The organism is Actinomyces sp. HMSC08A09, from assembly GCF_001807465.1.
Classification (GTDB): Bacteria; Actinomycetota; Actinomycetes; order Actinomycetales; family Actinomycetaceae; genus Actinomyces; species Actinomyces oris.
The window spans coordinates 1-11054 of record NZ_KV789150.1; the positions used below are offsets into that span (position 1 = coordinate 1).

Here is an 11054-nt window from a genome sequence, read left to right on the forward strand (position 1 = left end):
CGACGCCGCAGCCAGGCCTGGCACGGCACCGACCGCCAGGCCCGGGGGCTGGTGATGGCCCGCCTGCGCGCGGCCCCCGACGGGCAGTGCGTCGAGGCTGCTGAACTCAGGGCCTGCGCCGCCAGGGCCGGGACCCGGGCCTCCGGTGGTGCTCGCGACCCCGAGCAGCCGGTGCGCGCCCTGTCCACCCTCCTGGCCGACGGGCTCATCGCCACCGACGACGACGGCGCCACCTACCGGCTTCCCTAGCCGGCCACCGATCCGCGGACCGCCCCGGTAGCCGGCCGGGGATGCGCTTGGGGTTTGTGCGGACAACGACGAAGGTCTCATCGGCCTCGCGCATCGCCGGGGCGGGGCGCTCACGGGCCTGGGGCCGTGGCGCCGGTAGAGTCGTGACCATGGCCAAAGGACGCGGACGCAACCATGGGGAAAGCGCAGGACGACGAGGCTCGGCCCGTCGCGGCGCAGGCTCCTCATCGGGGCGTTCCTCCTCGGGCTCCCAGTCCCGGCCCCACCGGCAGAGCGCTTCCGGCGGCGGGCCGCGGTCCGGCGCTGGACAGTCCTCCTCAGCCCGCTCCAGCGGGACGCCTCGATCCTCCCAGGCCAGGGGACGCGGCGGCCGCGCCTCGGGCACGAAGTCGACCGGACGCCCCCTGCACTCGGGGCAGACGGGCCGGCCCGCCGGCGGGCAATCGGGCACGCCGGCCCGGGGCGGCAAGAACCGCCGGTCCCCCCAGGGCGGCCAGGGGACCTCGACGCCTCGCTCACGGCAGGCCGCTCCGGGAACCGCTCGCTCCTCCCGGACGAGCTCGACTCAGGCCGCTCGCTCCGATCGTCGTCGACACAGCTGGGGCGCAGGCCTCCAGTGGACCCATATCGGTGGTGGGCGGCTGACCGGAGCCCCCGACTCGATCCCGCAGGGCCCGGACCAGCCTCGCAGTGGGCGCCTGCGCAAGCCGGTCCCGCCTCAGCCCCGCTACGGTCTGCGCCGTGCCCTGGTGCTGGGCGGGGTCCTGCTGGTCCTCTTGCTGCTCATCGTGACCATCGCCGTCGGCTACTTCTGGGTCCGCAACACCATCCGCACCCAGGATGAGGAGCGCGCAGCCGCCCAGGTGCACACCGTCTACCCCACGCCGGGGAAGTGCGACCCCTCGACCTTGAAGAGCACGGTCCAGGGGCCCGAGTCCGTCAGTGTCGGTGCCGGAGCGACCTTCTCCATCTCCCTGGTCAACAGCGGCCAGGCACCCTGCCTGATCGACGTCGGCAGCCAGGCCCTGGGGGTGCGGGTCTCCTCGGGCTCTCAGCAGGTGTGGGACTCTGTCACCTGCCCCGTGGGCCAGACCGAGAAGGCCCTCCTCCTGCCTGCGGGCAAGGGCGCCGATGTCAACGTGACCTGGAACGGCAACGCGGCCACCTCCGACTGCGCAGCGGCCAACGCGGCACCGGCCTCCCCGGCCTCTCCGGCAGGCGCATCGGCCTCCTCGACGCCGAGTGCCACTGCCTCCTCCTCCGCGAGCCCCTCGGCGGGCCAGGCGCAGACAGCCCCCGGCAGCGCCGCGGGCGCGGGAACCTACCGTTTCCGCTTCGTCATGGGGGACAAGGACCTCACTGAGGACCGGGTCTTCGTCGTCGGCTGACGGCCTTCTGCAGGCGGGTGCCGGGGTGGCCGACAGAAAGGCCTGGCGACCGACGAGCTCAGGAGTAGCGCTCGACGACGGAGATCTCCGCCAGCCGTGACAGCCCGTCGCGCAGGGTCCGGGCCCGCTGGGCGCCCACGCCCTCGACGGCCTCGAGCTCCTCGATGGTGGCTCCGAGGACCCCCTGCAGGGACCCCCACTGCTCGACGACGGCGCGCGCCGTCACCACGGGCAGGCGCGGGATCTTGGACAGGATCCGCAGGCCGCGCGGGGAGACCTGAGCGTCCAGGTCCTGGCCGTCAATGCCGCCCAGTCCCATGGAGCGCGCCACCATCGCCAGGTCCAGGAGGGCGGGGGAACCCACCCACTTCAGGCGCGCATCGACGGTGGTCGTGTCCAGGCCCTCGGGCAGGTAGTCCTCCAGGAGGAAGCCGTGCTCGGCGAGCAGGCCCCGGGTGAGCTCCTCGACCTGGAGGGCCAGGAGGCGCCCGTCGGTGCCGAGCTCCAGGACGTAGGAGTCGATGTCGGCGGAGATACGGCGGACCATCTCCATGAGCTGGAGCACCGAGGTGACGTCACGGACGGTGACGAGGTCCTCGATCTCCAGGGAATCCAGGCCGGCGGAGGTCTGGTCGAGGCGGGCCTTGTAGCGCTCCAGGGCGGACAGGGCCTGGTTGGCGCTGGCCAGGATCGACTCGCTGGGCTCCAGGACGTGGCGCTTGCCGTCCACGTACAGGGAGATGATCCGCATCGACTGGCTCACGGAGATGACCGGGTACCCGGTCTGACGGGCCACGCGCTCGGCGGTGCGGTGACGCATGCCCGTCTCCGAGGTCTGGATCGAGGCGTTGGGCAGCAGCTGGACGTTGGCGCGCCGGATCCGGGCGGTGTCCATGTCGACGACGACGCCGCCGTCCATCTTGGCCAGCTCGCGCAGGCGGGCGGCGGAGAGCTCGACGTCCAGGTGGAAGCCGCCCGAGGAGATGGCCTCCACCACCGGGTCGAAGCCCAGCACGATGATCGCCCCGGTACGTCCGCGCAGGATCCGCTCCAGTCCGTCACGAAGGACGGTGCCGGGAGCAACGAGCGCAAGCGTCTCGTGCAGCTGGCCAGCGGCCTCGATCATCATCTCTCCTGATCTCGCGGTGTCCTGGGGAAAGGATCGCACAGTGAACTTGCCGGGGCGGACCGCGCTCGGGACCCTCCGGTCTCGCGGCATCCAGGTGAGCGCACGCCCCGGTGCTCACGCTCCCATGGTATCGGCAGCCGGGCCGACCTTCGGCGAGGGCCTTCCCACACTGGACCAGTCGGTCTGTTGGCGGCGCCCGGCCGATCCATGACGGTCACGTCACCTGTTCGGTTCCCGTGGCCGCCCCTGGTCCCGGCGTTGTCTGCGTTTGCCAGTACTGCCTCCACTGCCTGTGCTGTATGTGCTTGCCCATGGTGACCGTGCTGTCCTGTCAGCCGCGTGGGAGTGCCGCCCCCATGGCCTCACCCACGTGCGCGACCGGCAGCACCTGCATCCCGGCGACCTCGCGCAGCTCGGCCGAGCCCGCCAGCGGCACGATCGCCCGGTCGAAGCCGAGACGGGAGGCCTCCGCCAGGCGCCGCTGGATACCGACAGTGGCCCGCACCTCACCGGTGAGCCCCACCTCGCCGAAGGCCACGAGGCCAGCAGGTGTGGGCAGGTTGCGCGCGGCCGAGACCACGGAGATGGCCACGGCCAGGTCCGTGGCCGGCTCGACGGCGCGGGCCCCGCCCACGGTGGAGACGTAGACGTCCGCGCTGGAGGTGTCCACCCGCAGCCGGGCGCTGAGAACGGCCAGCGCCATGGCTGTGCGCGAGTGGTCCACCCCGGAGGTGGTGCGACGCGGGGAGCCGGCGTTGGTGGGGGCCACCAGCGCCTGGATCTCCACCGGCATGGGACGGCGCCCCTCCAGGGTCACGGTGGCGCAGGTGCCCGGCACCTCGGAGCGGGCGGCGGACAGGAACAGGCCCGAGGGGTCCGCCAGTCCCACGATGCCCCGCTCGCCCAGGTCGAAGCAGCCGACCTCATCGGTGGGGCCGTAGCGGTTCTTGACGGCCCGCAGCAGCCGCAGGCGGGCGTGACGGTCCCCCTCGAACTGGGTGACGACGTCGACCAGGTGCTCCAGGACCCGGGGCCCGGCGATCCCGCCGTCCTTGGTCACGTGACCCACGAGCAGCACCGGGATGTTGCGCTCCTTGGCCACCGCGATGAGTGCACCGGCCACGGCCCGCACCTGGGTGACGCCCCCGGCACTGCCCTCGATCTGGGCTGAGGCGATGGTCTGAACCGAGTCCACCACCAGCAGGGAGGGACCGGCCGCCTCCACGTGCCCCAGCAGGGCCCCCAGTTCGGTCTCCGCGGCCAGGAGCAGCCCCGGATCCAGGGCGTCGATGCGCTCGGCACGCAGCCGTACCTGCGAGGCCGACTCCTCACCGGTGACGTAGAGGACCGGCCCGTCCCCGCGCTCGCGAGCCACAGCGGCTGCCTTCGCGGCGACGTCGAGCAGCAGCGTGGACTTGCCGACGCCGGGCTCACCGGCCAGCAGCACGACGGCACCCGGCACGATCCCGCCGCCCAGGACCCGGTCCAGCTCACCCACCCCGGTGGGACGGGCCCTGGCCTCCGTGGCGCTGACCTCCCCGATGGGGCGGGCGGCCACGGTCGGTCGCACGGCGCCGGCAGCGCCCAGGGCCCCGCCGGCGCCCCCACCCGGGGAGTCGGAGACCTGAGTCTCCTCCAGGGTTCCCCACTCGCGGCACTCCCGGCACTGGCCCATCCACTTGGGGCTGGACCAGCCGCACTCGGTGCAGCAGTAGGAGACCTTGGGTGCCTTGGGGCTCTTCGATGCGGGCATGACCGGAGAGTATCGGGCCCCACCGACATCTATTCAGACCTCGACATCGGCGTCCTGCGGGCCTCAGTAGCCGACCGGGCCGCTCTGCCCGGGCTGCCCTCCCTGACCGTGGGGCTGCTGGTTCTGGGAATCCTGACCGTACTGGCCCGACGGCGGCGCCTGGCCCGGCGCTGCTCGCCGTGCGGGGCCTGCTGCGGAGCGGTCCGAGCTGCCTGCTGGCCGGGCACCTGGCCGTAGCCGGTGCTCTGCGGCGCCGTCGGCTGGGCTGCCGGCTGTCCGTACTGGACCTGCTGAGGGACCTGCCCTCCCTGGAAGTACGGGGCCGCGTAGCCGGGCACCAGGTGGGGAGACTTCTTGGCCAGGGCCGCGTCGGCGAACCTGCCGACCGCCAGAGCACCGACAACAGGAAGGATGAAGACCAGGTAGGGGATGCGCACCCTCCCCTCGGCGTTCGTGATGATCCCGATGAAGATCGCGATGTCGATGACGACGCCGATCACGACCATGATGGTCATGATGAGGTAGTAGTAGCGCGTGCGCAGGGGCTGGTCCTTACCGGAGTCCTCGCTGTCAGGGATCTGGGGGTCGTTCTGGGCGGGTTGCTGTGCGCTCATGAGAGACGGCCTTTTCTGTATTCGGGGATTGGTGTCGCAGTGCGCCAGGTGACGCGACCGGGTCCCAGCCTGCCCGCATTTGACCGTCAGGTCACCCCCTCCTCATGGGGAGGGGTACCCCCGTGACATGTGCTCCTCTCATGCCGAGCCGGGCACCTCTCGCGTGGCCCTACAGAAAGACCGTAGGACGACTCGAAAGATGCCCGGCTCGGTGGCGGTGGGGCAGTGGGGGTCAGCCGCGGGTGCGGGCCAGCGCCCGGCGGGCCCGCTCGGCGACGTTGTCCCCGGTGAAGCCGTACTCCTCGAACAGGGCGGTGCCGGGGGCGGAGGAACCGTAGTGGTCGATGGAGACGATCTCGCCGGCGTCGCCGACGATCTCGCGCCAGCCCAGGGCGATGCCCGCCTCGATGGCGACCCTGGCGGTGCCGGCCGGCAGCACCTGCTCCCGGTAGGCGGCGTCCTGCTGGGCGAACCACTCCAGGCAGGGGGCGGAGACCACCCGGGTGGGGGTGCCCTCCCCCTGGAGGATCTCCCGGGCGGCCACGGCCACGCCGACCTCGGAGCCGGTGGCGATCAGGACGACCTCGGGGGCCGCCTGCTGCCCATCGGTGTCGGCGGCCTCAGCCAGGACGTAGGCGCCGCGGCGCACGCCCTCGGCGGCGGCCTCGGCGGAGGCGCTCACGGTGAGGTTCTGACGCGACAGGGCGATGCCGGCCGGCTCGTCGTGACGGCGCAGGATCTCGGCCCAGGCCGCGGCGGTCTCGTTGGCGTCCCCGGGGCGCACCACGGACAGGCCGGGGATGGCGCGCAGCGCCGCCAGGTGCTCGACGGGCTGGTGCGTGGGGCCGTCCTCGCCGACCCCGATGGAGTCGTGGGACCACACGAAGACCGGGCCGATCCCCATGAGAGCCGCCAGGCGCACGGCCGGGCGCATGTAGTCGGAGAACACCATGAAGGTGCCCCCGTAGGGGCGGGTGAGCCCGTCCAGGGCGATCCCGTTGAGGATCGAGCCCATGGCGTGCTCGCGCACACCGAAGTGGAGGGTGCGCCCGAAGGGCCCGTCGCCCTCGGACTGCGCCAGGGCGGCGGGAAGGAAGGAGGGCTCCCCGGCCATGGTCGTGTTGTTCGAGCCGGCCAGGTCCGCCGACCCGCCCCACAGCTCGGGCACCACGCCGGCCAGGGCGGAAAGCACCTTGCCCGACGCCGCACGGGTGGCCAGCGACTCACCCACCTCCCAGGTCGGCAGGGCCTCCTCAAGGCCCTCGGGCAGACGGTGGGCCGCAAGGCGCTCCAGCAGCGCGGCACCGGCGGGGTTGGCCTGCTGCCAGGTCGAGAAGCGCGCGTCCCAGTCCGCTCGAGCGGCCCGGGCGTTGTCGGCGGCCCGCTTCCGAGCGTGGGAGACGACGTCCTCGGGCAGGATGAAGCTCTGCTCGGGGTCCAGGCCCAGGGCCCGCTTGAGCCCGGCGACCTCCTCGGCCCCGAGCTTGGAGCCATGGGAGGACTCCTGGCCCTGCTTGGTCGGGGAGGGCCAGGCGATGATGGTGTGCAGACGGATCAGCGACGGGCGCGCGCTCTCGGCGCGGGCCGCCACGATGGCCTCGTGCAGCGCCTCGAGGTTCTCCGCGTAGCCGTCGGGGCCGGTGCGCCAGTCGACGTCGAGCACCTGCCAGCCGTAGGCCTCGAAGCGGGCCGAGACGTCCTCGGTGAAGGCGATGTCCGTGTTGCCCTCGATGGAGATGTCGTTGTCGTCGTAGATGGCGATGAGGTTGCCCAGCTGCTGGGTGCCGGCCAGGGAGGCGGCCTCCGAGGACACGCCCTCCTGCATGCAGCCGTCGCCCAGGACCGTGTAGACGAAGTGGTCGAAGACCGACTCGCCCAGCGGGGTGCCGGCGTCGAGCAGCCCGTGCTCGCGGCGCGCCGCCATGGCCAGGCCCACCGCGTTGGCGAAGCCCGCCCCCAGCGGGCCCGTGGTGGTCTCCACCCCGGGAACCTCGCCGAACTCGGGGTGGCCCGGCAGGCCGGCCGGAGAGCGGAAGGCCGTGAAGCCCTCCAGGTCGATGTCGTATCCGGCCAGGAACAGCTGGATGTACTGCACCAGCGAGGCGTGCCCGATGGACAGGACGAACCGGTCCCGTCCCAGCCACCCCGGATCCGCCGGGTCGTGGACCATCTCACGCTGGTAGAGCAGCCACGCCACCCCGGCCAGGGAGATCGGCGTACCGGGGTGGCCCGACCCCGCCTTCTCCACGGCGTCGGCGGCCAGGGCCTTGGACACCGCGATGGTCTGACGGTCAAGGTCGGTGAGCAGCGGCTCAGCGCTCATAACTGAGGACTCCTTGTGCATGAGGGTGCGTCTTGCTCGCGGCCACGGGCGCCGTGACGGTGGTGCATCGCGGTGCATCCGCGGGCGGGCATCAAGGGTGATCCTTCCCGCTTCCGTGAGGGCGGGCAAGTACAGGCACGAGTGCGTGTGTCTTTCACACTCGGGGGCTTGTTCCCGCACGCGGGCGCTCTTGCCCGTAGATTGGGCCGCATATGGGTACAACAACGGGGCGCGCGGCGCCGCCGGCGGAGCGCGGGAGCGCTTTGGAGCAGATCGATTCCCGGCCCCTGACGGGCCATCAGCGAAGCATCATCGCTCTGGCCATCGTCGCCAACATCTCTGAGTTCTTCGACATGTTCCTCATCGGCTTCGCCGTCGTCCAGCTTCAGAAGGAATGGAGCCTGGGCGGCTTCGAGACCGGTGTCATCCTGGCCTGCTCCGGGCTGGGCACGGTGCTCGGAGCGGTCCTGTGGGGCTGGGCCGCCGACCGGATGGGCCGACGACGCACCTTCTTCTGGTGCGTCCTGCTCTTCACCGTCTTCACCCTGGCCTCGGTGTTCACCCCCACCGGCTGGTGGATGATGCTGGCCCTGCTGCGGGTGCTGGTCGGAGTGGGTGTTGGGGGCCTCAACATCGTCTCCATCCCCTACGTCCAGGAGTTCGTGCCCACCAGGCAGCGCGGTCTGCTGGCCGGACTGGGCTCGGTGTTCATCCCGCTGGGGCTCTTCCTGGGCTCCCTGGCACAGCGGCTCCTGCACGACAACTGGCGCGGCCTCATCGCGCTGGGGGTCGTCCCGATCCTCCTGCTGGCCTGGATCCGGATCGTCCCCGAGTCACCCCGCTTCCTGCTCTCCCACGGGCGCGAGCGCGAGGCCCGCGAGTCCATCGCCTGGGCCCTGGAGCTGAGCCCCGACGACGTCGGAGCCCTGCCGCCGGTGCGGACCGGGCCGCGCATCGCCTACGGCGAGCTGCTGCGCAAGCACCTGCGGCCCCTGCTCATCGTCTCGGTGGGCTCGTTCTGTTTCATCCTGGGCTCCTTCACTGTGCAGTCCTGGGGACAGACGCTCCTGGAGGTCGGCTTCACCGATATCGGCGCCGACGCCGTGGGGACGCTGTTCATGGGCGTCTCCCTGGTGGATCTGCTCGGGCGCCTGGCCTCGGCCTGGCTCGCCGACCGGATTGGGCGGCGCTGGACCGTGTTCTCCTTCGGCCTCATCGGGGCGCTCGGAGCGGTCATCGTGGCCCTCTCCGCCCACTGGGAGACCTCGTGGATCGTCTTCTTCACCGGCATCTGCCTCACGATGGGCTTCGGCGACGGCGCCTTCGGGATCCTCAACGCCTTCGGCGGCGAGCAGTTCCCCAACGGTGCACGGGGCACGGGGCTGGGCCTGGGATACGGCATCGGCGCGAGCGCCAAGATCCTCGGGCCCCTGCTCATGGGGGTGATGATCGGCTCCGGCAGCCTCCAGGAGCTGGCACACCCGCTGGCGGCCGTCTTCCCGGCCTTCCTCTTCTTCGCGGTCATGCTGGTCCTGGGCGGCTTCATCTACCTGTTGGCCCGCGAGACCAAGGGCGAGAGCCTCGAGGACATCTGAGTGCCCGAGCGCTTCGAGGGCGTCAGCGGCGGCGGGCTCAGGACTTCCAGGCGGTGGCCGGGTAGAAGGCGCTCTCGTTGCAGAACCCGTAGGGCGTCACCGTCACTATCTCGTGCTGGCCGCCGGTCGGGGACTGTGAGATCACCTCGCCGGTGTCCAGGTCGATGAGGTGCAGGCGGCCGCCACTGAGGGTGAGGTAGAGGATGGAGCCGTAGATCGCCGCACTCTGGTAGGACTCCTCCTCGGTGGACTCCCGGGTCAGCAGTGGGGTCGCCGAGCCGTTCTTGCGGACCTGGATGTGGTCGGTCCTCCTGATGACGTATCCGTTGCTCGCGGTCAGGGTGGGGTGCTTGTCCTCCTTGTCGACCGGCAGGTCCGTCAGCTCGGTGCGCTCACCGGTGGTGAGGTTGATGCTCACCCCGGGGTAGGGCGGCTCCTTCGTGCGGCTGTCGGTGGCGTAGAGGTAGCCCTGGTGCACGAGCTGTGCGCTCAGGTTCTCGATGGGGTGGGTGAGGCCGTCGGCGAGCGTGACGATGGCCGTGTGGACCTTCGCGTCGTCACCGAGCAGGGCCACCGCCTCGCCGCCGGACACCGCGCAGAAGTTCTGGGATGTGACGGAGGCCAGGTCGAACTGCACGGACAGGTCCTTCGCAGACAGCCGCAGGGCCCGGTGCGGGACGCTGGTGGTGACCAGGAGGTCGGCGCCGTCGGAGGTCAGCGTGATCGAGGATCCGGCGCGGTAGGTCGACTCCCTCGCCTTGAGGGCGAGATTCTCCCCGAGCAGCGCGCTGGCGACGATGCGGCGGTCGGCCAGGCGGATCTTGAGCAGACTGACTCGTCCCCGGTTCTCGGGGCGCTCATCGAGGACGTCCTCGCGGCCGGTGATGAGGTAGGCGAACTCGTCGTCGCAGGTAGCGGCACAGGTGAACTGCTCGGTGACGAGTGTGCCGGGGCTGGGGGCGATGGGGTTGCCTGCGGGAACACCGCCGACGGGGGGAACGGTCATCGGCTCGATGCGATACCCGTGCTCGGAGTCCTCCGGCACGATGCCGTAGGTCGTCGGCCCCTTCAGGTCAACGAGGATGGGGCGGTCGCCGGACAGGCCGGCGGTCTCGTCGTCGCTGTTGACGTCATAGGCGATGAGAAAGGAGCCGTGGACGGTCTCGATCATCGCGTTGGTGGGCCAGGGGTGGTTCTGATTCTCCTTGACGCGCAGGGGCCACACCGCCTCACCGCCGAAGTCGGTCGGGATGGAGGGGGCCTTCGGGAGCGTGGACAGTGACGCGTGAAGGACGGTGGGGGGCTGAGGGGTCAGGGTGCGTGCGATGCGCTGGCGGATGTCCGCGCAGCCACTCAGGGACAGGGCGCCGGCGCCCGCGGTGGCGCCGAGTGCGGCGGTGAGAAAGATGCGACGACGCATGATGACCTGCCCGGTACTGACTGTGCGGAATGACGGGGACATGCTACGTGGCCGGGTGCGGTTGAGCGGACATATTCCGCACCCGGCCACGTGGATGATCTCGATTTGTTTCAGACCTACCGGTTGTCAGTGCTCCGGGTGCTCGACGACGGCGGCCGGGGCTGTGCCGTCGTGGTCAGCGGAGCCGGCGTGGTCGGCGGAGGTGTCCGAGCCCGGCAGGTGGCTGCCCACCATGTCGGTCAGTCCGGTGCCCACGAGGCTGCGCAGGATGAGATCGAGCTGCTCGACGTTGTTGGCCACCGCCTTGGGTAGGGCGGAGGCGCCCTCGGTGGAGATGATCGACAGGTCGCGCACGCTGGCCAGCGGCTCGCTCAGGGCTCGGGCGATCTCGGGGGCCTTATCCAGCAGCATCTGGCGGGTGGCGGCCTCGCCGTACTTGGCCAGGGCGTCCGCCTTGTCACTCATGGCCTTGGCCTCGGCCTCACCGGCGGCACGGATCGTGTCGGCCTCGGCCTGGCCTCGGGCCGCGATGGCCTCGGCCTCGGCGCGGGCCCGGGCGGCGGTCGCCTTGGCCTCGGCCTCG

The 11054-nt window shown here is 71.3% G+C and carries 8 protein-coding genes and 1 pseudogene; 3 read left to right on the plus strand and 6 right to left on the minus strand.

Features of this window, described 5'->3' with window-relative positions; translation table 11 throughout:
- Nucleotides 1–249 (plus strand): annotated as a pseudogene (locus tag HMPREF3165_RS10770) (A/G-specific adenine glycosylase); the annotation flags it as partial.
- Between the two features lie 149 nt (nt 250–398).
- On the plus strand, nt 399–1637 hold the full coding sequence (locus HMPREF3165_RS13940; RefSeq protein ID WP_256275284.1) for a hypothetical protein: 1239 nt from the start codon (nt 399–401) through the stop codon (nt 1635–1637).
- A 58-nt stretch (nt 1638–1695) separates the two neighbouring features.
- Here the strand turns inward: HMPREF3165_RS13940 and disA are convergent, their stop codons facing one another.
- From disA to tkt, 4 genes are all read right to left on the minus strand, one after another.
- On the minus strand, nt 1696–2766 hold the full coding sequence (gene disA, locus HMPREF3165_RS10780; protein WP_101559851.1) for a DNA integrity scanning diadenylate cyclase DisA: 1071 nt from the start codon (nt 2764–2766) through the stop codon (nt 1696–1698).
- Nucleotides 2767–3097: 331 nt separating this feature from the next.
- Complete coding sequence (radA, locus tag HMPREF3165_RS10785) at nt 3098–4519, minus strand: DNA repair protein RadA (RefSeq protein ID WP_070513385.1); 1422 nt, start codon at nt 4517–4519, stop codon at nt 3098–3100.
- A gap of 29 nt (nt 4520–4548) precedes the next feature.
- Complete coding sequence (locus HMPREF3165_RS10790; protein WP_256275283.1) at nt 4549–5133, minus strand: hypothetical protein; 585 nt, start codon at nt 5131–5133, stop codon at nt 4549–4551.
- Between the two features lie 232 nt (nt 5134–5365).
- Nucleotides 5366–7456, minus strand: coding sequence for a transketolase (tkt, locus tag HMPREF3165_RS10795; RefSeq protein ID WP_070513388.1), 2091 nt, complete (start codon nt 7454–7456; stop codon nt 5366–5368).
- A gap of 212 nt (nt 7457–7668) precedes the next feature.
- Here tkt and HMPREF3165_RS10800 point away from each other — a divergent pair, with 212 nt between their 5' ends.
- Entirely contained in the window at nt 7669–9051 is a 1383-nt protein-coding gene (locus tag HMPREF3165_RS10800) for an MFS transporter (RefSeq protein ID WP_070513391.1), read from the plus strand.
- 37 nt (nt 9052–9088) lie between these two features.
- On the opposite strand, the gene HMPREF3165_RS10805 is transcribed toward HMPREF3165_RS10800, so the two are convergent.
- Entirely contained in the window at nt 9089–10513 is a 1425-nt protein-coding gene (locus HMPREF3165_RS10805) for a hypothetical protein (protein ID WP_083303300.1), read from the minus strand.
- A gap of 84 nt (nt 10514–10597) precedes the next feature.
- On the minus strand, nt 10598–11054 hold a 457-nt coding region (locus tag HMPREF3165_RS10810; RefSeq protein WP_305366990.1), incomplete at its 5' end, for a flotillin domain-containing protein.